18 protein-coding genes are annotated in these 24,441 nt (G+C 70.6%); 14 read left to right on the top strand and 4 right to left on the bottom strand.

The features are described from left to right. Positions 1-202: 202 nt before the first annotated feature. Positions 203-3,418 carry an AfsR/SARP family transcriptional regulator gene (locus tag ACIQF6_RS24325; RefSeq protein WP_400898402.1) on the top strand — a complete coding sequence of 1,072 codons (3,216 nt, stop codon included), beginning with the start codon at positions 203-205 and terminating at the stop codon, positions 3,416-3,418. Between the two features lie 433 nt (positions 3,419-3,851). On the opposite strand, the gene rsgA is transcribed toward ACIQF6_RS24325, so the two are convergent. After that, the gene (gene rsgA / locus ACIQF6_RS24320) at positions 3,852-4,934 is read right to left on the bottom strand and encodes a ribosome small subunit-dependent GTPase A (RefSeq protein WP_400898400.1); all 1,083 of its coding nucleotides are present in this window, start codon (positions 4,932-4,934) and stop codon (positions 3,852-3,854) included. A 451-nt stretch (positions 4,935-5,385) separates the two neighbouring features. Between rsgA and ACIQF6_RS24315 the strand changes: the two genes are divergently transcribed. Continuing rightward, on the top strand, positions 5,386-6,624 hold the full coding sequence (locus tag ACIQF6_RS24315) for a hypothetical protein (protein ID WP_400898398.1): 1,239 nt from the start codon (positions 5,386-5,388) through the stop codon (positions 6,622-6,624). Further along, positions 6,615-7,028, top strand: coding sequence for a hypothetical protein (locus tag ACIQF6_RS24310; protein WP_400898396.1), 414 nt, complete (start codon positions 6,615-6,617; stop codon positions 7,026-7,028). Before ACIQF6_RS24315 ends, ACIQF6_RS24310 begins: the two co-directional genes overlap by 10 nt. Positions 7,029-7,090: 62 nt before the next feature. Here ACIQF6_RS24310 and ACIQF6_RS24305 read toward each other — a convergent pair whose 3' ends face one another. After that, positions 7,091-8,167, bottom strand: a complete 1,077-nt coding sequence (locus tag ACIQF6_RS24305; RefSeq protein ID WP_400898394.1) for a YihY/virulence factor BrkB family protein — start codon at positions 8,165-8,167, stop codon at positions 7,091-7,093. A gap of 304 nt (positions 8,168-8,471) precedes the next feature. On the opposite strand from ACIQF6_RS24305, the gene ACIQF6_RS24300 reads away from it, so the two are divergent. The 11 genes from ACIQF6_RS24300 to ACIQF6_RS24250 all read left to right on the top strand — a co-directional run bounded on the left by ACIQF6_RS24300 (position 8,472) and on the right by ACIQF6_RS24250 (position 18,499). Further along, positions 8,472-8,555: a putative leader peptide gene (locus tag ACIQF6_RS24300; RefSeq protein ID WP_318264789.1), complete on the top strand. Its 84-nt coding sequence runs from the start codon at positions 8,472-8,474 to the stop codon at positions 8,553-8,555. Positions 8,556-8,743: 188 nt separating this feature from the next. Beyond that, on the top strand, positions 8,744-10,468 hold the full coding sequence (locus ACIQF6_RS24295; protein WP_400898392.1) for a nitrite/sulfite reductase: 1,725 nt from the start codon (positions 8,744-8,746) through the stop codon (positions 10,466-10,468). Continuing rightward, positions 10,465-10,641, top strand: coding sequence for a hypothetical protein (locus ACIQF6_RS24290; RefSeq protein ID WP_400898390.1), 177 nt, complete (start codon positions 10,465-10,467; stop codon positions 10,639-10,641). Before ACIQF6_RS24295 ends, ACIQF6_RS24290 begins: the two co-directional genes overlap by 4 nt. Further along, positions 10,625-11,323: a phosphoadenylyl-sulfate reductase gene (locus tag ACIQF6_RS24285; RefSeq protein ID WP_400898388.1), complete on the top strand. Its 699-nt coding sequence runs from the start codon at positions 10,625-10,627 to the stop codon at positions 11,321-11,323. The genes ACIQF6_RS24290 and ACIQF6_RS24285 overlap by 17 nt, the downstream gene beginning before the upstream one ends. A 41-nt stretch (positions 11,324-11,364) precedes the next feature. After that, positions 11,365-11,931: an adenylyl-sulfate kinase gene (gene cysC, locus ACIQF6_RS24280; protein ID WP_400898386.1), complete on the top strand. Its 567-nt coding sequence runs from the start codon at positions 11,365-11,367 to the stop codon at positions 11,929-11,931. Then, positions 11,928-12,866, top strand: a complete 939-nt coding sequence (cysD, locus tag ACIQF6_RS24275; protein ID WP_400898384.1) for a sulfate adenylyltransferase subunit CysD — start codon at positions 11,928-11,930, stop codon at positions 12,864-12,866. The genes cysC and cysD overlap by 4 nt, the downstream gene beginning before the upstream one ends. Positions 12,867-12,868: 2 nt before the next feature. Continuing rightward, positions 12,869-14,200, top strand: coding sequence for a sulfate adenylyltransferase subunit 1 (locus ACIQF6_RS24270; RefSeq protein WP_400898382.1), 1,332 nt, complete (start codon positions 12,869-12,871; stop codon positions 14,198-14,200). Between the two features lie 230 nt (positions 14,201-14,430). Next, positions 14,431-15,573: an aliphatic sulfonate ABC transporter substrate-binding protein gene (locus ACIQF6_RS24265; RefSeq protein ID WP_400898380.1), complete on the top strand. Its 1,143-nt coding sequence runs from the start codon at positions 14,431-14,433 to the stop codon at positions 15,571-15,573. 154 nt (positions 15,574-15,727) lie between these two features. Next, positions 15,728-16,519: an ABC transporter ATP-binding protein gene (locus ACIQF6_RS24260; RefSeq protein ID WP_400898851.1), complete on the top strand. Its 792-nt coding sequence runs from the start codon at positions 15,728-15,730 to the stop codon at positions 16,517-16,519. Further along, complete coding sequence (locus ACIQF6_RS24255) at positions 16,506-17,399, top strand: ABC transporter permease (protein ID WP_400898378.1); 894 nt, start codon at positions 16,506-16,508, stop codon at positions 17,397-17,399. Before ACIQF6_RS24260 ends, ACIQF6_RS24255 begins: the two co-directional genes overlap by 14 nt. Before the next feature lie 377 nt (positions 17,400-17,776). Continuing rightward, positions 17,777-18,499: a sirohydrochlorin chelatase gene (locus ACIQF6_RS24250; RefSeq protein ID WP_400898849.1), complete on the top strand. Its 723-nt coding sequence runs from the start codon at positions 17,777-17,779 to the stop codon at positions 18,497-18,499. 828 nt (positions 18,500-19,327) lie between these two features. Here the strand turns inward: ACIQF6_RS24250 and ACIQF6_RS24245 are convergent. Together ACIQF6_RS24245 and ACIQF6_RS24240 are read right to left on the bottom strand one after the other, a co-directional pair. After that, positions 19,328-19,843 carry a hypothetical protein gene (locus tag ACIQF6_RS24245; protein WP_400898376.1) on the bottom strand — a complete coding sequence of 172 codons (516 nt, stop codon included), beginning with the start codon at positions 19,841-19,843 and terminating at the stop codon, positions 19,328-19,330. Continuing rightward, the coding region (locus tag ACIQF6_RS24240; protein WP_400898374.1) for an RHS repeat-associated core domain-containing protein at positions 19,843-24,441 on the bottom strand (4,599 nt) is incomplete at its 5' end. The genes ACIQF6_RS24245 and ACIQF6_RS24240, both read right to left, overlap by 1 nt.

Here is a 24,441-nt window from a genome sequence, read left to right as displayed (position 1 = left end):
GATCGGTACGGCCGCGTCCGGGGTGGTACAGCTGTCTGGGCACAGGTGGTGGCCGCCGGGGCGGACCGTCCGGTGGTCGGCGCGCACCCTCCGGGCGAGGGCGAGGCCATTACCAGATAAGTGCGACATCGGCCGAAACAATAGGTGAGAACTGGCGAAGGGAAACTCAGAGGTGCTATAGCAGCATGCCCCCACCCGTGCCATGCTCACCTCCTGCGCGTCCGAAGCACCGGCGACAGGAGGCACCCGGGTGTATCTGCACTTGCTGGGAGCAATCGAACTCACGGTCAGCGGAGAGCCGTTGCCGATCAGTTCGTGGAAGGTCCGAACCCTGCTGGCCTCCCTGGCCGTGGATCTGGAACGCCCGGTCTCGCCCACCGCGCTCACCGACTGCCTCTGGGACGGCGAACCCCCGCCAACCGCCTCCAGCACCCTGCAGTCCTACGTCTCCCGACTACGGGCAGCGCTGCGCGAGGCCGCCGAGCTCGACAGCGAACCCGGCGAGCGCCCCATGGAGATCGTCTCCCGGCCCGGCACCTACGCCCTCCGCGCCGAACCCGACCAGATCGACTGGCACGCTTACCGCCGCCGGGCCCGCGAGGCCCGCCGCTTGATCGAGGCCGGCGACGACCGACGGGCCCTCGACGCCCTCGACCACGCCGACGACATCTGGCAGGGCGAACCCCTGGCCGGCCTACCCGGCGAGTGGGCCCAGCAGACCCGCAGGTTCATGAACGACCAGTGGCTCGCCGCCCAGTTGACCCGAACCGAGATCGAGCTGCGGCTCGGCCGGTACGCCGACCTGGTTCCCACTCTGGCCGAACTCTCCGCCAAAAACCCATGGAACGAACGCGTCGCCGTCTACCTGATGACCGCCCTCTACGGCAGCGGCCGCATCGCCGAGGCCCTCGCCGTCTACCGCCACATCCGCCACCGCATCGACCGCGACCTCGGCACCAGACCCGGCGAGCGCCTCAAGGCCCTCAACGACCACATCATCAACGGCGTCAACATCGCCACCCTCATCCCCCGGCGATCCCCTCAGACAGTCGCCCCCACCGGCACGGCTGCCGCACCCCCGGCCCACCACCAGGGCTCCCGCCGGCGCCCCGCCGGCCTGCTGGCCGTCCCCGAACTGGTCGGACGGGAAGACGAGTTGGCGATCCTTGCCGCCGCCGCCCGGGGCGAGTGGCCCGGCCGGACCGACAGTCGGGGCACCGGCCCCGGCCGGCCGGTGGTCGCCATCAGCGGCCTCCCCGGATCCGGGAAGACCGCGCTCGCCACCGCCGCGGCCGACCGCCTGCAGGGCCACTTCCCGGACGGCGTCCACCTGCTGCGGCTCGGCACCTACTCAGGTGCGCAGCACGACCCCAGCGCCGAGGCCGCGGCCACCGCACTGCTGCGGCAGTTCGGCGTTCCGGCCGCCCGGATACCCGTCGAGCGCGAGGAACTCCTCAATCAATGCCACGAGTTGCTCACCCAGCGGCATGCCCTGGTGGTCCTCGACGACGCTGCGGGCCCCGGCCAGATCGGTCCGCTGCTGCCGTCCAGACCCACCTCGTTCGTCCTGGTCACCAGCCGCCACCGGATGGCGGCCCTTCCGTCCGTCGTCTCCGTTCCCCTCGACGCGCTGACTCCGGCCGCGTCCGCCGAGATGTTCGTCCGCCTGGCCGGCACCGACCGGACCGCCGATGCCGACCGGCTCGCCGAGATCACCCATCTGTGCGCACACCATCCACTGGCCCTGCACCTCGCTGCCGGACGCTTCCGCTTCCGCTCCTCCTGGACCCTCGCCCACCTCGCCGACCGCCTCACCCGGAACGGCCTCCTGGACGAGCTCGGAGACGGCCCCGACAGCCTCCGCAGCGCGCTCGCCATGTCCTACCACGACCTGTCGGAACACCACCGGACCGCCTTCCGCCGCCTGAGCCTCCACCCCGGCCCGGACTTCGGCCTGCACACCGCCGCCGCCCTGATCGGATGCCGGGTCGACCGCGCGGAACGCCTGATCGAGGACCTGCTCTCCGCGAGCCTGCTGGCGGAGCACTCGGCAGAGCGATTCAGCTACCACGCCCTGGTCCGGGCCTACGCGAGCACCCGGGCACATCAGGAAGACTCCGAACAGGAGCGTCGGAAGATCTTTCGACGGACCGTCAACTACCTTTTCCATAAGGCCGATCATGCCGACCGAGAGATCCATCCCGGCCGCCACCGCATGGAACTTTCCCTGTTCGGAACCGAGTTCACCACTGAGGACCCGATTGCTGCGGTCGACCCGATGTACGAGACGGCGGCGAATCACTGGGTGGGCGCCGAGATCGAAACATTGATCGAGCTTCAGAGGAGCTTACGCACAAACGGTGATCGCGAATCGGCCGCCGTTCTCGCCCACACCATCAAACAACACGTCGAGTCTCGCCAGCTGTGGCGCGAGGCCATCTCCATCCATCGCTCGGCCACCGATTACTGGCGGGAGACTGGTGCCGACCTCCCCGAACTGCACGCCCAACTCGCGCTGGCTGTCGCAGAGTTGCGGGCTTCTCACTACCCCTCGGCCGAGCAGGCCGCCGAGCGCGCGCTGACCCTTGCCCAAGCCGCCGGCGACCGCCGGGGCATCGCCGCCGCACTGGGACACCTGGGCGAGCTGCACTGGCACCAGGGCGACCTGCGCGGCGCCCTGCGCCTACTGAGCGAGGCAGTCGCCATCCTGCGCGGGCTCGGCGACGCCGCGGCGGTGGCTCGCGCCGTCGGCAACCTCGGCGTGATTCAGAACGAGCTGGGCGACCCCCGAGGGGCGATCGACAGTCTGCACGAGGCGCTGTCGTTCTTCCGCGGCATCGACGAGCACGCGACAGCCCTGAAGATCACCCACAACATCGGCGGACTCTATTTGGATATCGGCGACAATGCCGCCGCCAGACAGGCTTTCGAGGAGGTCATCGGCAAGGGCGACGGGGTGATCGACGAAATGGCCCTGGCGACAGCGCAATTAAATCTCGCCGACCTCATGGAGATTCCCAGGGAAATCGACCTAGCAGTGTCGATGGCTTCTTCGGCGGTCGAGACATTCCGTCGGCTCGATGCCCTTCGCCATCAGGCCAGCGCAATGAACACCATGGGACGAATCCTGCTCGACTCGGGAAATCCGGAATCAGCCTTCGATCTGCATTCGGAGGCGCTCCGGATAGCCCACTCCGTCGGGGCTCCGCGCGAGGAGATGGAAGCCAGAGATGGTCTGGACCAGGCCCAACGGCTACTGCCGGGCCCGGTGCAGCGCCCCGGCGCAGCCAGCCACAGCCGTCCCGTCGCGGCCGGGCCCGACGACCTGCCGCACGGCGGAACAACCACCGAGGAGACCCTGGATCGCTATCGGAAACTACTCCAGGGCGAGGCCGGCGCAGAGCCCGGCGGCTCGTGAGAATCACGTTCGAATCTCATTCGAACGGCACGCCCCGGGCAGGGTCGCGCTAAATTACCCGACAGTCACATGCCGATCGACCCAACCTCACGGATCAAATGGCCTCGATTAGCGACGTTGGTATTATCTGTGTATGGTCGGATCAAGCAACACCGCCACACAGAGAGATCTGACCGTCCGTGCAAAGAGTTTCTACGCGCCACGGCTTCGGCGAGCACCTTGCCGCGCATGCCTCGTTCGTGAACCACCGCACCACCTCGTTGTCCCTGGACTCCACACCGGGGGCATCCGGCAGCCGCCGCGAGCCGGGCACCGACTCCTGGCTGCCCATCTGGCTCCTATGGCCGATGCTGTAGCCGGGAGTTAGCTGAAGGCCGTTGGCACCACTGCCCCTGCACCCTGGGCGACCCGGGGCTGCAGGGGCAGTGGTCGGTCAGGCCCGGTGCCCGTTGCGGGCCGACTTGGTGCGGGTCTTGTGGTGGCGGGCGCGTTCGGCGCGGAGGCGGGCGTCGGTGCGGGAGGCGATCCAGTCGTTCTCGCGCTGGAGCTTGAGGTAGGACTCCCAGCGGCGTTCGGGGAGGGTGCCGTCGGCGAGGGCGGCGCGGACGGCGCAGGCGGGTTCGGTGCGGTGCGAGCAGTCGTCGTAGCGGCATTCGGCGCCGAGGGCGTCGATGTCGGCGAAGGCAAGGTCGATGCCCTCGCCGCCGAACAGGCCGACGCCGCGCAGGCCGGGGGTGTCGATGACGGCGCCGCCGCCGGGGAGTGGGACGAGTTCGCGGGTGGTGGTGGTGTGGCGGCCCTTCTCGTCGACGCTGCGGACCTGTTGGACCGTCATGGTGTCGGCGCCCGCGAGGGCGTTGGTGAGGGTGGACTTGCCGGCGCCGGACTGGCCGATCAGGGCGCAGGAGCCGGTGGCGAGGGCGCGCAGTGCGTCCATGCCGGCTCCGGTCTCGGCGCTGACCGTCAGCACGGTGACCCCGGGGGCGACCGCCTCCACGTCCGCCCGGACGAATTCGCCGTCGTGCACCAGGTCGGACTTGGTGAGGACGATCAGCGGGTCGGCCCCGGATTCCCAGGCGAGTGCGAGCAAACGTTCGATTCGGCCCAGGTCGGGTTCCGCGGCGAGTGAGACGGCGATCAGGACGGTGTCGATGTTGGCGGCCAGCACCTGACCTTCGGAGCGCTTGTGGGCGCCCTTGCGGATGATCGCGGTGGTGCGGGGCAGTACGGAGGTGACGGCGGGCAGTGGTCGGGCGGTCGGGTCGACGGCCACCCAGTCGCCCGTGCACGGGTTGTGGACGGTGTCGGCGCCGGTGACCGGCCGGGTGTCCGCGCGCAGCGTGCTCGGCTCCCCGGTCTCGGGGTCGACGAGCAGCACGTCGCAGCGGCCCCGGTCGATGCGGGTGATCCGGCCGGGGAGCAGGCCCGCCTCGGCGTGCGGGTGGAAGGCGGCGGCCCGGCCCTCGTCCCAGCCGAGGCCGGAGAGCGGGTGGGCAGCAGTGGTCGTGGAAGACAACGGGGTGAACCCTTCGGGGGTACGGGTGGCCCCCGGCCGCACGACGGCGGTGTCAGCGTATGGGCGACACCGGTCCGAGGTCGGCCGCGGACCTGGGGGTACAGGACTCGGTGGACTTCTGAACGCGGGAAACGGCACCTGCAAGGACAGGAATCACGGCCCTCACCTCCTTCACTGCGACACGCCTCGCGCACCCCGCCCTGGGGTGCCCTCGATCGGCGCGGGCCACGCTAGTACTCGCCCGCCCCGGCCGCCACCGAATTTCCACCCCGTCCGGCGAAAGAATCCAACTCCCTTGTACCGCAAGGAACTTGAAGCAAGGGTTCCGCAAGGATCCGCAAGGGTTCTCCAGCCGTCCCACCACCGCGCCCGGACATCCCTGTCTTGCGGCGGTGCACGGGGCATCGCCGTCCGGTTGGGAGGCCGGGACCGACCAGAGGGGGGATGCCTCGTGGCATGGGCGACTCTGCCCGACTGCAAGCGGGTGCTGGCAGTGGTGCACACCGAGGTGTACGGCCGGCGGCTGCGCGAACTCTGCGAGCTGCTGGGATCGGATCTGCGGGTGCAGGTGGTCTTCACCGTCGCGCCGCACGCGTTCAACGACGGGGTGGCCGCATTCCTGATGGGGCTCGGCGGCACGGTCGTGCCGTGGGACGAGGCCGTGCGGACCGAGTTCGACCTGATCCTGGCGGCCGGTTCGCGCGGGATCGAGCAGTTGCGCGGCCCGCTGGTGCGGCTGCCGCACGGAGCCGGGCACGTGGGGCTGACCCGCGCGCTGCCGCCGGTGGGCTCGATCACCGGCGCCCGGGACCAGGGCGGCACCGGCACCGGCACCGGCACGGCGCAGCACGAGCGGCAGGTGGCCGGTCTGAGCCGGGAGTACCTGCTGTGGGAGGGGCGGCCGGTCGCGGCGGCGTACGCGCTGCCGCATCGGGACGACCTGACGGAGCTGGCGCGGACCTGCCCGGAGGTACTGCCGGTGGCGGAGGTGGTGGGCGACGGCGACCACGACCGGATCGTGGCGGCGCTGCCCCGACGGGCCGAGTACCGGGCGGCGCTCGGGCTGACGGAAGGGGAACAGTTGGTGCTGCTCTGCTCGACCTGGGGGCCGAGCTCGGTGTTCGGCCGGCTGGACGCACTGCTGCCGCGCCTGGTGCGGGAGCTTCCCGCCGGACGGTTCCGCACCGCACTGGTGCTGCACCCCAACGTGTCGGCGGGGCACGGTCGTTGGCAGGTCCGCCGGTGGGTGGACGGGATGTCGGGCGGGTCGGTGGCGCTGGTGACGCAGGAGGTGGACTGGCGGCCGATGCTGGTCGCCGCGGACTACGTGATCGGCGACCACGGCTCGGTGACGCTGTACGCGGCCCTCACCCGGGCCCGCATCCTGCTGGCCCGCTTCCCGCACCGGGACGTCAACCCGCGCTCGCCGGGCATGCAACTCGCGTTGACCGCACCGGCGTTGGATCCGGCGCGCCCGCTGGCCGGGCAGCTCGCGTACGCGGACCGGATGTACCGGCCGGAGGCGTACGCGGAGATCGGCGCGCGGATCTCCTCGGAGCCGGGCGAGTTCCTGCCGCGGATCCGGCGGCTGCTGTACCGGGTGCTGAACCTGGGCGAGCCCGCCTACCCGCCCACCGAGCCGCCGCTTCCGCTGCCCGGCCCGCTGACGGGAGGCACCCGATGGCAGTGAGGGTGACGGTCCAACTTCCGGGAGCGCCCGGCGCCCGGCCCCGGTACGACCGGCACGTGGCGGCCGGCGTCGACGAGCCGCCGCAGGTGCGGCACCTGGCGGACGTGCTGCACGGCGGGGCCCCGGAGGCGGCCGAGGAGTTGTGGCGGCGCCACCCCGGCTGCGCGGTGCTCGCGGTGCCGGGCCCGGACGGATCGGTGCACATCCGCTTCCGCGGCGGCGCACTGACCATCCGCCTGGCGGACGCGGTGCCGAACGCAGCACCGAGCGCAGCACCGAGCGCAGCGCCGGCCACAGCACCGGCCACAGCGCCGGACGCAACGCCGACCGCGGCGGCGCTCGCCGGTTCGCTGGTGCACGCGCTGCTCGTCGCCGGCGGCGCACCGACGGAGCGGATCCGATGAGGTGAGACACGAGAGCCCCGTCCCGGGCGTCGATCCGGGGCGGGGCTCGATCGCGGCCGCTGTTACTTGCGTCGGTGCCGGATCCGGCTGAGCCGGCGGCGGACGTCGTCCGGCGGCAGGAAGGAGGCCCACCGCTCGGGGTACTCGCTGGGCACCGGTTCGTCGTCGTCCTCCTCCTCGAAGAGGTCGTCCTCGTGGCCTTCGGCGAGGCCGAACTGGCGGGTGCGTTCGGCGCGTTCGGCGGCTCGGCGGGCGGCGGCCTCGCGGCCGCGCTGGACGGCGGCGTCCTCGGTGAGGCGTTCGACCTCGGCGCGGGCGTCGGCGGTCTCGACGGCGGGCCAGCGGCGGTCGATGGCGGCGTTCATCGCGGCGCCGATCAGGACGGCGAGCGCCACCACGAAGATCCACAGCAGGACGGCGACGGGCGCGGCGAGCGAGCCGTACACCGAGGGGCCCTCGACGGAGCTGACCAGGTAGACCCGCAGGGCGACGCTGCACACCACCAGGACCAGCAGGGCGACCAGCGCGCCGGGGATGTCCTCGCGCCAGGGCGTGCTGACCGGGACGGCCACGTGGTAGAGGGTGGTGAGGAAGACGATCAGCAGCAGGATCGCGGCGGGCCAGTAGAGGGAGTTGATCACTCCGGCCCAGGCCTGGAAGGTGTTGACCAGCAGTCCGGGCCCGACCACCAGCAGCGGCAGCACCAGCGAGCCGATCACCAGCGCGCCGAGGTAGAGGCCGAGCGACATCAGCCGGGTCTTGACCAGGCCGCGTTTGCCGTCGAGGCCGTACATCACGGTGATGGTGTCGATGAAGATGTACAGCGCCCGGGAGCCGGACCAGAGCGAGAGCAGGAAGCCGAGCGAGATCAGGTCGGGGCGGGCGTTGTCGAAGACGCTGGTGAGCAGCGGTTGGACGATCTGGTCGATGGAGCTGGGTGAGAGCACCGTCCCGGCTGCTGAGACGATGTCCGCCTCCAGCCGCACGATGGTGCCGGCGCCGAGGATGTCGTCGAGGTAGCCGAGGGTGCCGGCCAGGCAGAGCAGCAGCGGCGGGATGGAGAGGAGGGTGAAGAAGGCGGCCTCCGCGGCGAGGCCGGTGACCCGGTACTCGACGCAGGTGTTGGTGGTGTCCTTCACCAGCGCCCACAGGGTGCGGTACCAGGTGGTTCGCTTTGCGGCGCGGCGGCGTCCGCCGCGGCGGCGGGAGGGCCGGTCGGCGGTCGTCCCGGTCCCTCCGGGTGGATGCGGAGTACTGCCTGCTGCTTGCACGCCCCTACGGTATCGGCCCGCACCGGCGGACCGATGCGCCGCCGCCGGGAACTGACGGACCGCAGGGCGCGGAGCGGCACCGGTATCCCCACTGTCCCGAAATGCGATACACGGAGGTCCAGGATTCGGACGACAGTGGACCGCGAGTCGCCCGCCGTGCGAATCTCTTGCCATGTCTAGCGCCGGAACCACCCTAGTTGGCCGACTCCACGTCGACCTCCTTCGCGTGTCCAGCGCCATCTGTCCGGTGACCTGAGCCCCACTCGCACGCCGCCACCGCACCGGCGCCCTGCCCGCCCATCCCCGCCGTCGCGGATGCGCGCACCACCTCTCCCGGCCCAGCGTCACCCACCCTCCGCCTGCTGAAATCCGCAGGTGGGAGCGGGGCACGCCCGGGTTTCGCAGCACCCCCGCACCTGCCGAACCGCTCAAAGGACTGACACCATGGCCCGCACTCCCGAACCGGACGAGCCTCAGGCCGGCGCCGCCGTCGCGGCCCGCCCCGCCGCCCGCAAGGTGACCCGCCACCGCGGTGAGGGCCAGTGGGCGATGGGGCACTACACCCCGCTGAACGCCAACGAGCAGTTCAAGAAGGACGACGACGGTCTCAATGTGCGGACACGCATTGAGACGATCTACTCGAAGTCGGGCTTCCACTCGATCGACCCGGCGGACCTGCGCGGCCGGATGCGCTGGTGGGGTCTGTACACCCAGCGCCGCCAGGGCATCGACGGCGGCCGCACCGCGATCCTGGAGCCGCACGAGCTGGAGGACGAGTACTTCATGCTCCGGGTGCGCATCGACGGCGGTCAGCTGACCGTCGCTCAGCTGCGCGCCATCGGCGAGGCGTCCGAGCAGTACGCGCGCGGCACCGCCGATGTGACTGATCGTCAGAACGTCCAGTTCCACTGGGTGCGGATCGAGGACGTCCCGGCGATCTGGGAGAAGCTGGAAGCGGTCGGCCTGTCCACCACCGAGGCGTGCGGCGACTGCCCGCGGGTGGTGATCGGCTCGCCGGTGGCGGGCATCGCCGCCGACGAGATCATCGACGGCAGCTGGGCGATCGACGAGATCAACCGCAAGTACATCGGCAACCCCGAGTACTCCAACCTGCCGCGCAAGTTCAAGACCGCGATCTCCGGCTCCCCGCTGCTGGACGTGGTCCACGAGATCAACGACATCGCGTTCGTCGGCGTGGTCCACCCCGAGCACGGCCCGGGCTTCGACCTGTGGGTCGGCGGCGGCCTGTCCACCAACCCGAAGCTCGGCGTCCGGCTCGGCGCCTGGGTGCCGATGGCGGACGTCCCGGACGTGTGGGCCGGTGTGATCGGGATCTTCCGCGACTACGGCTACCGCCGCCTGCGCAACCGGGCCCGGCTGAAGTTCCTGGTCGCCGACTGGGGCCCGGCCAAGTTCCGGCAGATCCTCCAGGACGAGTACCTGAAGCGCGAGTTGACGGACGGCCCGGGCCCGGAGCAGCCGACCGGCCAGTGGCGCGACCACGTCGGCGTGCACCAGCAGCGCGACGGCCGGTTCTACGTCGGCTTCGCGCCGAAGGTCGGCCGCCTGAACGGCAAGCTGATCCAGCAGATCGCCGACCTGGCCGCCGAGCACGGCTCGGGCCGACTGGCCACCACCGTCGAGCAGAAGCTGATCGTGCTGGACGTCGAGCAGGACCGGGTCGACTCGCTGGTGGCCGGCCTGGAGGCGCTCGACCTGCGGGTCACCCCGTCGACGTTCCGGCGCGGCACGCTGGCCTGCACCGGCATCGAGTACTGCAAGCTCGCGATCGTCGACACCAAGGACCGCGGCCGCACCCTGATCGACGAACTGGAGCGCCGCCTGCCGGAGTTCGACGAGCCGCTGAGCATCAACATCAACGGCTGCCCGAACGCCTGCGCCCGCATCCAGACCGCCGACATCGGCCTCAAGGGCCAGCTGGTCACCGACGCGAACGGGCAGCAGGTCGAGGGCTTCCAGGTCCACCTGGGCGGCTCGCTCGGCTTCGAGAACGCCGCGTTCGGCCGCAAGATCCGCGGCCTGAAGGTCACCAGCGACGAACTGCCCGACTACGTCGAGCGCCTGCTGACCCGCTACCAGGCGGACCGTCAGGACGGCGAGCGCTTCGCCCAGTGGGCGGTCCGGGCCAGCGAGGAGCAGCTCTCATGAGTGAGCGCGCCGCACCGTTCTACTGCCCGTACTGCGGGGACGAGGACCTGCGCCCGTCCGAGAGCGGCCACGGAGCCTGGGAGTGCCGGGCCTGCCGCCGGGGCTTCCAGCTGAAGTTCCTCGGCCTGTTGTCGACTTCCGACGGGGGGACCGTCCATGACGACCGCACCTGACTACGAGGCGGCAGCCGCCCGGGCGGCCCGTGAGCTGGAGGAGGCGCCCGCGCAGGAGATCCTGCGGTGGGCGGCCGACACCTTCGGCAAACGGTTCTGCGTCACCTCCTCGATGGAGGACGCGGTGGTCGCCCACCTGGCGTCGACCGTGCTGCCCGGCGTGGACGTGGTGTTCCTGGACACCGGCTACCACTTCGCGGAGACCATCGGCACCCGGGACGCGGTCGCCGCGACCATGCCGGTCAACGTGATCACGCTGACGCCGAAGCTCACCGTGGCCGAGCAGGACGCCGAGTACGGGCCGCGGCTGCACGACCGCGACCCCGACCTGTGCTGCTCGCTGCGCAAGGTCGAGCCGCTGAACCGAGGCCTGGGGGCGTACGACGCCTGGGCGACGGGGCTGCGCCGCGACGAGTCGCCGTCCCGGGCGAACACCCCGGTGGTGGCCTGGGACGCCAAGCGCCGCAAGGTGAAGCTCGCCCCGATCGCCCGCTGGACGCAGGACGACGTGGACGCCTACGTGCAGGCCAACGGGGTGCTGCTGAACCCGCTGCTGTGGGAGGGCTACACCTCGATCGGCTGCTCGCCGCTGTCCTGCACCGCCAAGCCCGGCGAGGGCGAGGCCGGCCGGGCCGGCCGCTGGGCGGGCTCCGGCAAGACCGAGTGCGGCATCCACCTCTGATCCATCTGTTCCACCGTCACCGACCGTCAGGAGTAACCACCGTGACCACCGCCGACACGCCGGCAGCGGGCAGCGAGCGCGGCGCCACCGTGTGGCTGACCGGCCTGCCCAGCGCCGGCAAGACCACGCTGGCGTTCGCGCTGGCCGAGCGGCTGCGCGCCGAGGGCCACCGGGTCGAGGTGCTGGACGGTGACGAGATCCGCGAGTTCCTCTCCAAGGGCCTCGGGTTCTCCCGCGAGGACCGGCACACCAACGTCACCCGGATCGGCTTCGTCGCCGAGAAGCTCGCCGCCAACGGCGTCAAGGTCCTCGCCCCGGTGATCGCCCCGTTCGCCGACTCCCGCGCCGCGGTGCGCGAGCGGCACGCCGCGAACGGCACCGAGTTCCTGGAGATCCACGTCGCCACCCCGGTCGAGCTCTGCTCCGAGCGGGACGTCAAGGGCCTGTACGCCAAGCAGGCGGCCGGCGAGATCTCCGGGCTGACCGGGGTCGACGACCCGTACGAGGCGCCGGAGAAGCCGGAGCTGCGCCTGCAGACGCAGGGCCGCACGGTGGCCGAGTCCGCCGCCGAACTGCATGCCTTCCTGACCGAGAGGGGCCTCGCATGACCGTCACCACGCAGCGCCCGGTCCAGGCCGACGACAGCCCTTACGCGCTGTCCCACCTGGACGCCCTGGAAGCCGAGTCGGTGCACATCTTCCGCGAGGTCGCGGGCGAGTTCGAGCGGCCGGTGATCCTGTTCTCCGGCGGCAAGGACTCCATCGTCATGCTGCACCTGGCGCTGAAGGCGTTCGCGCCCGCGCCGGTGCCGTTCGCCCTGCTGCACGTCGACACCGGGCACAACTTCCCCGAGGTCATCGACTACCGCGACCGCACCGTGGCGCAGCACGGCCTGCGCCTGCACGTCGCCTCCGTCCAGGACTTCATCGACCGCGGCGTGCTGCGCGAGCGTCCCGACGGCACCCGCAACCCGCTGCAGACCGTGCCGCTGCTGGACGCCATCGAGTCGAACAAGTTCGACGCGGTGTTCGGCGGCGGACGGCGCGACGAGGAGAAGGCCCGCGCCAAGGAGCGGGTGTTCTCGCTGCGCGACGAGTTCGGCGCCTGGGACCCGCGCCGCCAGCGCCCCGAGCTGTGGTCGCTGTACAACGGCCGACACGCGGTCGGCGAGCACGTCCGGGTCTTCCCGCTGTCCAACTGGACCGAACTCGACGTGTGGCAGTACATCGAGCGGGAGAACATCGCCCTCCCGGAGATCTACTACGCCCACCAGCGCGAGGTGTTCAAGCGCGACGGGATGTGGCTGACCGCTGGCGAGTGGGGCGGCCCGAAGGACAGCGAGACGGTCGAGAAGCGCCTGGTGCGCTACCGCACCGTCGGCGACATGTCCTGCACCGGCGCGGTCGACTCCGACGCCGACACCATCGAGGCCGTGATCGCCGAGATCGCCGCCAGCCGCCTCACCGAGCGCGGCGCGACGCGGGCCGACGACAAGCTGTCCGAGGCCGCCATGGAAGACCGCAAGCGCGAGGGGTACTTCTAAGCATGACCACCGCCCAGATCTTCGAACAGCGGGGTGCCACCTCCCTCCTGCGCTTCGCCACCGCCGGCAGCGTCGACGACGGCAAGTCCACCCTGGTGGGCCGGCTGCTGCACGACTCCAAGTCGGTCCTCGCCGACCAGCTGGAGGCCGTCGAGCACGCCTCCCGCCGCCGCGGCCAGGACGCGCCCGACCTGGCGCTGCTCACCGACGGCCTGCGCGCCGAGCGCGAGCAGGGCATCACCATCGACGTGGCGTACCGCTACTTCGCCACCGCCCGCCGCCGGTTCATCCTCGCCGACACCCCCGGGCACGTGCAGTACACCCGCAACATGGTGACCGGCGCGTCCACCGCCGAACTCGCCGTGGTGCTGGTCGACGCCCGCAACGGCGTGGTCGAGCAGACCCGCCGGCACGCCGCGGTCGCCGCCCTGCTGCGCGTCCCGCACGTCGTCCTCGCCGTCAACAAGATGGACCTGGTCGACTACGCTGAGCCCGTCTTCGCGGCCATCGCCGAGGAGTTCACCGCCTACGCCGCCTCACTGGGCGTCAAGGACGTGGTGGCGGTGCCCATTTCGGCGCTCGCCGGGGACAACGTGGTCGAGCCGTCCGGGAACATGGACTGGTACGGCGGCCCGACCCTGCTGGAGCACCTGGAGACCGTCCCCGTCGGCTCCGACCCCAGCGTCGAGCCGGCCCGGTTCCCCGTGCAGTACGTGATCCGCCCGCAGAGCGAGGAGCACCACGACTACCGGGGCTACGCCGGCCAGTTGGCCTCCGGGGTGCTGCGGGTCGGCGACCCGGTGACGGTGCTGCCCTCCGGCCACACCACCACCGTCGCCGCGATCGACGCACTCGGCGTCGCCACCGACATCGCCTGGGCCCCCCAGTCGGTGACGGTCCGCCTCGCCGACGACATCGACATCTCCCGCGGCGACCTGATCGCCGCCGGCTCGACGGCCGTCCCCTCGAAGGACATCGAGGCGACGGTCTGCCACCTGAACGAGCGTCCGCTGCACGTCGGCGCGAAGGTGCTGCTCAAGCACACCACCCGCACCGTCCGCGCGCTCGTCAAGGAGATCTCCTACCGGATCGACATCGACACCCTCGAACAGCGCTCCGCCCCCGACGGGTTGAGCGTCAACGACATCGGCCACGTGGTGCTGCGCACCGCCGAGCCGCTGGCCCTCGACCCGTACCGCGACAACCGCCGCACCGGCTCGTTCATCCTGATCGACCCGGCCGACGGCACCACGCTCACCGCCGGCATGGCGGGCGAGGCGTTCGACACCGTCGTCAGCACCACCGACGCTTCCACTGAGGAGGACTGGGTCTGATGCCCAGCGAGGCGTTCTCGGGCATGGACAAGGAAGGCGGCCGCATCGGCAGCGGCGTCCTCGGCAGCGGCCAGGGCGGCCTGACGCGATGTGGGGGCGGACAGGGGCGCTGAGCTCCTGTCACCGGGCCCGACCCGCCGACCTGTCCACAGCAGGTACGGCCGGGCGGCCCGGCCCGACCCCCGTCAGGCATCTCCACCTTCACTTCTCCACGAAACGGGACACCTCTCATGGCACCCAGCGCCCTGCCCACCCATACCCACGCCCGCCCCACCGCCGGCCGGATCAGACGCGCCGCCGTCGCCGCCGTCGCCGTCCTCACCACGGCCGGCCTGCTCACCGCCTGCTCGTACGGCTCCAAGAGCGACGACAAGGCCTCGGCCGCCCCCGCCGCGTCCGGCGCGAAGCTCTCCGCCGACACCGTGAAGATCGGCTACTTCGCCAACCTCACCCACGGCACCGCGCTGGTCGGCCTCAAGCAGGGCATCTTCCAGCAGGAGCTCGGCGGCACCCAGATCAAGACCCAGGTGTTCAACGCCGGCCCCGCGGAGATCGAGGCGCTGAACGCCGGCTCGATCGACATCGGCTGGATCGGTCCCTCCCCCGCGATCAACGGCTACACCCAGTCCGGCGGCAAGTCCCTGAAGATCGTGGGCGGTTCGGCCTCCGGCGGCGTCAAGCTGGTGGTCAACCCGGCGAAGATCACCTCGGTCGACGACCTCAAGGGCAAGCGGCTCGCCACCCCGCAGATCGGCAACACCCAGGACGTCGCGCTGCTCAACTACCTCGCCGGCAAGGGCCTGAAGGTCGACGCGAACACCGGCGACGGCGACGTCAAGGTGATCCGCAGCGACAACAAGGTCACCCCCGACGCCTACAAGTCCGGTTCCATCGACGGCGCCTGGGTCCCCGAGCCGACCGCGTCCAAGCTGGTCACGCTCGGCGCGAAGGTCCTGCTCAACGAGAAGGACGTCTGGCCGGACAAGAAGTTCGTCATCACCAACATCATCGTGTCGCAGAAGTTCCTCACCGAGCACCCCGACGTGGTGGAGGCCGTGCTGCGCGGCTCGGTGAAGACCAACGCCTGGATCAAGGCCAACTCCGACCAGGCCAAGGCCGTCGCCAACGAGCAGATCAAGGCCGACGCCGGCAACGCGCTGGACGCCGCGATCCTCGACCCGGCGTGGCAGGACATCGACTTCATCGACGACCCGCTGGCGGGCACCCTGCAGGCCGAAGCCGAGCACGCCGTCACCGCCGGCCTGCTCAAGAAGCCCAACCTGGCCGGGATCTACGACCTGAGCCTGCTCAACAAGGTGCTCGCCGCCGCCGGACAGCCCGCCGTCTCCGACGCCGGCCTCGGCGCCAAGTAGCCCCTCCCCCGGTAGCCCCTCCAGGCCCCGGGTTCCGCCTCGCGCCCGCCCACTCGATGCCCACTCAACGGGCGGGCGCGGGGCGGACCCCGGACACGAACTTCTCCCTGCCCTGCCCGGCCCACACCCGCAGGAGGTGCCCGTGACCACGGCACTGACCACCTCGCCCGACGCCCCCGGCGCGGACCACCCGGACGGCGACTTCGCCGTCCGGCTCTCGCACGTGCACAAGACCTTCGGCCGCCCCGGCACCGCCGCCCCGGTCCTGGACGACATCAACCTGACCGTCGCCCCCGGCGAGTTCGTCACCCTGCTCGGCGCCTCCGGCTGCGGCAAGTCCACCCTGCTCAACCTGGTCGCCGGCCTCGACCGCCCCACCTCCGGCACCATCGAGGTCCCCGGCGGCCGCCCCGCCCTGATGTTCCAGGACCACGCGCTGTTCCCCTGGCTCACCGCCGGCAAGAACATCGAACTCGCCCTCCGGCTCGCGGGCGTGGCCAAGGCCGACCGCCAGACCGAGGCCGAGCGCCTGCTCGACCTGGTCCGCCTCGGCGGCTCCTACAAGAAGCGCGTCCACGAGCTCTCCGGCGGCATGCGCCAGCGCGTCGCGCTCGCCCGCTCGCTCGCCCAGGGCTCCCAAGTCCTCCTGATGGACGAGCCGTTCGCCGCCCTCGACGCCATCACCCGGGACGTCCTGCACAACGAGATCACCCGCATCTGGGCCGAACGGCAGCTCGCCGTCCTGTTCGTCACCCACAACGTCCGCGAAGCCGTCCGCCTCGCCCAGCGCGTCGTCCTGCTCTCCTCCCGCCCCGGCCGGATCGCCCGCGAATGGCGCATCGACCTGCCGCAGCCGCGCCGCATCGAATCCGCCGGGGTCGCGGATCTGTCCATCGAGATCACCGAAGAACTGCGTGGGGAGATCCGCCGCCATGTCCAGCACTGAGACCCTCCCCACCTCCGCCTCGGACGACTCCGCCGGCGTCGGCGCCGGCCTGGACGCCCTCGAAACCGTTCACACTGCTCGTCCGCCGTTCGCGACCGTCCTGCGCCGCACCGTCCTCCCGCCCGTCCTCGGCGTCGCCCTGGTCCTGGTCCTCTGGCAGCTCGCCTACAGCTTCCACCTCACCACCCCCGACAAGCTCCCCAGCCCCGCCGACGTCTGGCACTCCCTCACCGAACTCTGGTACGCCGGAACGCTGTTCTCCATCATCTGGACCAGCGTCTGGCGCGGCCTGTCCGGCTTCCTGCTCTCCGTCCTGATCGGCACCCCCATCGGCCTCCTGGTCGCCCAGGTCAAGCCGGTCCGCGCCGCCCTCGGCCCCGTCCTCTCCGGCCTCCAGTCCCTGCCGTCGGTCGCCTGGGTCCCCGCCGCCGTCATCTGGCTCGGCATCAACAACTCCGCGATGTACGCCGTCATCCTGCTCGGCGCCGTCCCCTCCATCGCCAACGGCCTCATCGCCGGCGTCGACCAGGTCCCCCCGATCTTCCTCCGCGCCGGCCAGACCCTCGGCGCGACCGGCCTGCGCGGCGCCCGCCACATCCTGCTCCCCGCCGCGCTCCCCGGCTACCTGGCCGGCCTCAAGCAGGGCTGGGCCTTCTCCTGGCGCTCCCTGATGGCCGCCGAACTCATCGCCTCCTCCCCCGACCTGGGCCTCGGCCTCGGCCGCTACCTGGAGAACCAGCGCGAGTTCACCAACATGTCCGGCGTCCTCCTCGGCATCCTCCTCATCCTCACCGTCGGCGTCGCCATCGACCTCCTCTTCTTCTCCCCCCTCGAACGCCGCGTCCTGCGCAGCCGCGGCCTCCTCGTCACCACCCGCTGACACCGATGGCTCTCCGCCCCTCCACCCCAGGCCAGGAGCGCACCCCCCTGCCGCCCGAGACCCCTGCGCCCCACCAGGGGCGCGGGTACCTGACGCCCGGGAGCCCTGCGCCTCGTCGGGAGCGCAGCGACCTGACGCCCCGCAACCCCGCGCCCCGCCAGGGGCGCGGGGAACTGCGCGCAGCGGAAGACGACCTGCCGCAGCCGCGCACCGCGCCCACCCCCACCCACGCCGCGCACCCCGCAGGCGAACACCAGCCCCGTCAGGGGCGCGGGGAACTGCGCGCAGCGGAAGACGACCTGCCGCAGCCGCATACAACGCCCACCCCCACCCGCCGCTCGCACCCCGCAGGCGCCGCACCCGTCCGCCCCCTCCTCCTGCTCGCGCACGGCTCCCGCGACCCCCGCCACGCCGCCACCGTCGAGGCCCTCGCCGACGCGATCCGCGTCCTCTGCCCCGAACTCCCCGTCACCACCGCCTACCTGGACCACTGCGCCCCCCGCATCGCCCAGGTCGCCCCCGGTCTCACCGACGCGATCGCCGTCCCCCTCCTCCTCAACCGCGCCTTCCACGCCAAGCACGACATCCCGGCCGCCCTCCGCGCCGCCGGCTCCGCCATCCCCGTCGCCGACGTCCTCGGGCCGTCCCCTCTCCTCCTCGACGCCCTCGACCGCCGCCTCGCCGAGACCGGCCTCGACGTCACCGACCCGGCCGTCCGCGCCCGCACCGGCATCGTCCTGGCCGCCGCCGGCTCCTCCGACCCGGCAGCCAACGCCACTACCCGCGCCATCGCGGCCACTTGGCAACGCACCCGGGGCTGGGCCGCCGTCACCACCGCCTACGCCTCCGCCACCACCCCCACCGTCACGGACGCCCTCACCACCCTCCGCCACACCCCCACCGTCCACACCACCGCCGTCGCCCCCTACCTCCTCGCCCCGGGCCTCCTCCCGGACCGCATCGCCACCGCCGCCGCAGCCGCAGCCGCAGCCGCCGACCACCTCGCCCCGGTCCTCGGCGCCGCCCCCGAACTGGCCCGCCTCGTCCTCACCCGCCACGCCGAAGCGGCCACCACCTCCCCCAACGCCCGTACCGCCTGACAGACAGCACCGTCGAGACGGCGACAACCGCCAAGGCTTCGCATCGCAGTTGGCATGCCGGTGCGACTTGCGCCGAGCCCGGCCGGGCTCGGGCCCGGCCGGGCCCGAGCCCGGCCGGGCGCGCAGGGCACCGGAGATCTCGCGGCGGACCTTGCCACGGCCCCGAATGCAAGAGGGAAGTGGCAGACCGTCTCACAGACCGCGGACACGGCCTCGACGGGCTGCCGCCCGGCTCAGCGGTGACGCGCCAAACGCTCACCCCTTCGCGCAACCCGTCGGCCGTACGGACCGGTTGTCCTCACACCACCAGCTCGACAGCCGGAAGCCGGCACCTCCGCGTGCACGGGAGGTGCCGGCTTCCTCGTCCCCTCCGGGCGAGCGGCGGCCGCTGCGTCGCTGCTTCCCGACCCGGAGATTGGTGTCGACGATCCGTCAGTTTCACTGCTGCCGCCAGCCCAGGTTCGCCACCCCGATGGTCGTGATCAGCGAACACCCGGCGGAGGCGAACGACCGCGCAGGTCCCAGGCATTGGGAAGGCGACCTGATCATCACCCGTCCGGCCCCTGGCAGCATGGCTCGGACGAGAACACGAACGAACGGACTGCTCCGGCAGCCCCCCAGGGGTGCCGGCCTGTCCGCCCACACCTCGGAGGACCTGGTCCACGTCGCTGCCTGCCGAACTCAACGGCACGGCCGCCCACGCAAAAACGCCCGGCCGGGAGACCCCGGCCGGGCGCCTGCGCAGACTCATTGCGGCCTGGACAATCGGCCACATGTTGCAACGAATCCTGGAAACCGCCGCCTTCCGGCGGGGCTTTCCATCTCCTGCTAGCCCTTGTTCTCCTCCAGTCGGGATGCTTGGAGGAGCGAGAACGGCGAATCCCATCCGGGCAGGTCACTCCTCATGAACTCTTCCCCTTCAAGGGAGTAGTCAGGTGGAGCTTCGCTGATTCCCGGGACATCGACAACGTAGAATTCGGCACTCGCTCCCGAAACTTCCACCTTCGCGTTGGGGTAGAGGTCGATTTCAATTCCGAATGACCTCGACCCGGTTCGCACCGTGCTTCCGACAACGCTCCATGCCGTCTTCCCATCGCGCCTTCCACCCGGCCGCCACTCGGACTTCTCCAAGCCACGGACGATCAGAACAGCAGCGTTTCCCGTGTCGAACTGCAACGCCGTCCGCAGCTCGAACAGCAGGGCGGCGGTCGACGAGAGAGCGTGCACGCGGAGGTCGATCAACTGCGCTTCCTGGAGCGCATCGTCCTCGGCAAGAGGATTCATTTCTGGGGCAGGTACAACTGGTACCGGAGCGCTGCCCCACAGGAGTTCTTCTATCGTCATCAGTCGAGGGAGAGGTGATTGTAGGGGCTATTCCTGGCGACCGTCCGGCCGTTGGCCGGGTTCACTGCCTGGCCATCCTTGTTCATATATACCACATACCCCTTCGGGTAGTGGTAGCGGCCGGTCGTGACCGGGTCCATGACGCGGACTTCCACAACTCGGGGGTCGAGACCCTGCGTACCGTCAGGGATCTTGTATGCCTTCCCCTTTCCGTTGTTGGTGGGAGTTCCGGCGCCTCCCGTCGGCAGCGGGAATTTCTCTCCGTTCGGCCCGGCCACAGAGAGATTCAGACGGCTGTTCTCCAGCTTACTGCTGACGGCAGCGCCGGAGTTTACCTCCTTCTCCGCTACATTCTTGGCGGTCCTGGACGAGACCTGTGCGATGACGCCTCCGCCATTGAAGGCGCCGACTCCTCCGCTGCCCTCGCCCATGCCGGCAAAGTTCTCCAGCTCCCAGTTGAGGAGCTTGTCGTACAGTTCGTTGTAGGTATCCGAATTTTTGCAGCTCTTTATCTCCTGGCACGCATTGAGCGCTGCTGCAACATATTCGTGGTAGTCGAATTTCGGGTCTTCACCGAAGGTGGTGTGGTTCTTCTGGATGATCCGCAGGTTGTTGTTCGTCTTGGCGAGCAGCGTCGGGAAGTCGCTGCTCGGCGTTACCTTGACGCCTCCGGGCAGGACGCCGCGGTCGCTCTTTTCGGTGACGACCTCCCATCCACTCGACGTGGGAATCCAGTAGTCGTGCACCAGCTGGCCTTCGGGGGTGCGGCACTGACCATTTCCACCGCAGGTACCGTCGGGGCGCTCTCCGCTGGGATCGCTGAGGGTGAGCGGGTTGTTGTTGCTGTAGGTGTAGGAGGCCAGAGACTGCGGATCACCCGAGGCGAACAACGGGTCGACGCTGATGAAGCGTCCGGTGGCGGGATCGTAGTCGCGGGCTCCGAGGTGGGTGAAGCCGGTGGGCTCGTCGGTACCGCCGAGGAATCCGCGGGTGCCGGCCCAGGTGGTGGGCGCGGTGCCGCGGGTGGCGCCGAACGGGAGCGAGCGACGCTGGCTCACCGCGTCGGTGGTGGCGTCGATGCCGACTACGGCAGTGCCGTGATGGTCCGCGATCTGGAAGACGAGCTTGTTGTCGTCGGTGCGGACCGCGGTGCCGTCGCTGACGGAGTAGTAGCGGGTGGCGGTGGCCTTGGCGGCGCCCTTGACCAGCTTGATTTCGGTGGTGCCGAGGTAGAGCGTCCAGTTCTCGGCCGCCGAGTTGGCGGTGTCGAGGGTATGGCCGATCAGGCGGTTGCCTTCGGCGTCGTAGAGGTAGTCGGTGGTTGCGGTGCCGGTGGTGGTACCCCCGGTCTTGTTGGTGGTCACCGCCTGGCTGAGCTTGCCCTCGGTGTTCCAGGTCAGCGCCTGGTCGCTGGTCCGGTTCGCGCCGGGCTTGAGGCCACGGCTGGTGGTGTTGCCCGCGCTGTCGTAGCCGTAGGTCTCCACGACCGGGGTGCCGGCGCCGCCGGTGATGGTGCTGGTGGAGGTGAGGCTGTGCGGCCGGGCGGCCGTGGCGGCGGGGTAGGTGTAGGTGGTGGTGGCGTCCTGGGCGGTGTTGCCGCCGGTGTCGTGCCGGGTTTCGGTGGCCCGGGTGCCGTTGGTGTTGTAGGTCCAGCTGGTCCAGTAGGGGGCGGGGCCGCCGAGCTGGGTGCCGCTGGGGGCGGTGCAGCTACCGGTGTTGGGCGTGTAGGCCTCGGTCAGGCGCGCCAGGTAGTCGTAGCCGAAGCACTGCCGGTCGGTGCCGGAGCTGGAGGTGTCGGTGACGGAGGTGACGTTGCCGGCCTGGTCGTAGGTGTAGGCGGCGGCCCGGGCCGGGGTGGCGATGCCGTACTGGTCGGTGCGGCTGGAGGCCAGGCGCTGGGTGCCCCACTCGTAGGAGTTGGTGACGTAGACCTGCTTGTTGGCAGTGCCGTTGGAGAGGGTGGTCTGCAGCGGCTTGCCGGTGAGGCTGTAGGTCTGCCCGGTCTGGTAGGTGCTCGCGCCGCCGATGGCGGTGAGCCGGTGCAGGCCGTCGTAGGTGAATGAGACGGTCTCACCGGCAAGGTTGCCGGCAGCCGGGTAGGTGAAGGACCCGATCTGGCCGTCGAGTCGGTAGATGGCGCCCGTGAGATAGGTGCCGGCAAGGGCCTCCTGGCCGGGGACGGACGGAATGGTGGTGGTGGTGCGGGTCGGGCGGGCGAGGGTGTCGAAGAACGTGTACGTGGTCTTGTACTCGTACGTCGTGCCGTTCACCGTGCTGTAGCGCGAACTGCTGGACAGCTGGCCCTTGTTGTTGGCCGGGTCCCAGGCCTGGGAGGTCAGCAGCGGACCGGTCGTCGAACCGTCACGGGTCTCCAGCAGCCGCGACATGTTGTCGTAGACGCTGGCGATGGTCTTGCCGCGCCCGTCGGTGCTGCTGGTGATCTCGCCCCGGTCGTTGTAGATCGACACGGTGGTTCCGAGATCCGGGTCGACCGCCTTGACCTCCCGACCGAGCTGGTCGCGGGTCCAGGTCCAGACGGTGCCGTCGGGGCCGGTCTCCTTGTTGAGGTTGCCGGCCGGGTCGTACCCGTAGGCAGTGGTGTCGTAGGCGCCCGTGGGGGTGGCCGACCTGTACTGGCGCAGTTCCACGGCCCGGCCAGCAGCGTCGATGACGGTGGTGGTGGGGGTGCCGCCGGTGGGCGGGGTGACGGTGACGCGGTCGCCGGCGTACTCGGTGAGCGTGGTGGTCAGCGGGGTGCCGACGCCGTTGCCCGCCAGCACGGTGGACTTGACGGTCCGTCCGAGGCCGTCGAACTCCTGCTTGGTCTGGGTCTCGACGCCGGTGGTGTCGTCGACGCTGCGCAGGGTGCCCGAGGGGGCGCCGGCGGCGTAGTAGGAGGCGTAGGACTTGGCGGCCTGGCCGCGCTCGTCGTAGAAGGTGTCGGTCAGGATCCGGCCGCCGTCGGAACCCGGTGCCTGGGTCTGCCGGGCGCGGGAGAAGCCGTCGTAGAGGGCGTACGAGGTCTGCTGGGAGCCGTCCTCGTTGAGGGTCTTCGTCGCCACCGAGGTGATCTTGCCGTCGGCGACGGCGTAGACGTACTCCTGGTTGGGCGTCTGCCCGTTGGCCTTGGACCGGCTGGGGTCCCAGACCTTGAGCGTGCGGCCGAGCGCGTCGTAGGCGACGTCGGTGCGGCGGTTGTTGGCGTCGACACTGTCGACCACCTGGCCGCGCAGCAGGTCGTAATCAGTGGTCGTGGCCTGGGTGGTGGCCGCGTTGCCGACGGTGGCAGGCGGGGTCGTCACCGTGGACTTGGTGGGCCGACCGGTGGCCGGGGTGTAGGCGGTCGTGGTGGAGCGGGGGTTGGGCAGGCCCGTGGTGACCGGGTTGCCCGCACCGGCGGTGTCGAACACGGTGGACGAAGGCAGCGAGGTCGTGACCAGGCTGCGACCGTAGACGTCGTAGGAGGCTGCGGCGTCGAGGTAGGTGGCGTTGCTGCCGGTGACCGACTTCAGGGTGTGGGTCAGGGTGACGTCGCCCTTGGTCGGCGCCGAGCCGTAGTTTTGACCGTCGTAGCGGTAGCGGACGTCGGACAGGACGGCGGAGGTGCCGTCGGCCTTGGTGGTGCGGTCGACAGTCGCCGAGCAGTTCGCGGCGACAGTCTCGGTGCGGATCACACCGGTGAGGATCCAGGCGCCGGTGTTGTCGGCGTAGGTGGTGCGGGTGCACTTCTCGTCACCCGTCAATGCGGTGTCGCCGAGCTCCTCGACCGTGACCGGGCGGCCGTAGCCGTCGTAGGTGGTGTTGGTGCGGGTCTCGCGCCAGTTGTTGCCCGTGCCCTTGTCGAGTGACACGAAGACGCGGGTGGTGGCGGTGCCGGTCAAGTTGGCGGTGGTGGTGCCCCAGTCGCGGACGCGCTCGGCGGTCTGCTTCTTCCAGGGGGTGCTGACACTCTTGCCGATGACGGCGCCGCCGGGCTTGTCGTACTGCTCGGAGCGGTATTCGACGCCGGCCCAGGCGTTGTCGTCGGTCAGGACGGTGCCCTGGCCGTCGTTGACGGTGACGGTGCGCTTGCCGTTCTTGTCGGACGGGTTGTTGCGGTCGCCGTCCATGCCGCGCAGGAACCAGTGGTCGGCCTGGGTGGACATGGCGGCGTTGCCGCCGGTCTGCACCCGCACCTGCGCGTAGCCGCGCCACTGGGACCAGGTCTTGAGCTTCTCCTTGGTGAGGCCGTCCTCGTCGTCGAAGTGCCAGGCGGCGTCGCCGAGGTAGCTGTAGCGGGTGACCATGTCGGGCGCGCCGCCGGTGCGGTCGGTGCCGATGACCGACTCGACGACGTACTTGTTGAACCACTCCGTGGTGACCGGGGTCTCGTCGGAGGCCTGGTACATCTGCGGGAAGCAGCGGGTGGTGTTCGACTGCGGGGTCGGCAGCGCGTTCCAGTCGCAGGCCGCGGCCGAGTAGTTGACGTCGATCTGCCCGCCGATGTCGTCGGTGATCGTGCCCAGGCGCTGCTTGATGAAGGGGGCGCGGCCGTCGCCGGTCTTGTCGAGGCGGTTGGCCATCTGCTTGTAGGCGAGTTTGGTCGCGGGGAGCGTGAC

This window comes from Kitasatospora sp. NPDC092948, from assembly GCF_044754805.1.
In the GTDB taxonomy this organism is placed as follows: Bacteria; Actinomycetota; Actinomycetes; order Streptomycetales; family Streptomycetaceae; genus Kitasatospora.
The sequence above is the reverse complement of the archived record's forward strand: the minus strand, read 5'-3'. Positions and strand labels throughout refer to the sequence as shown.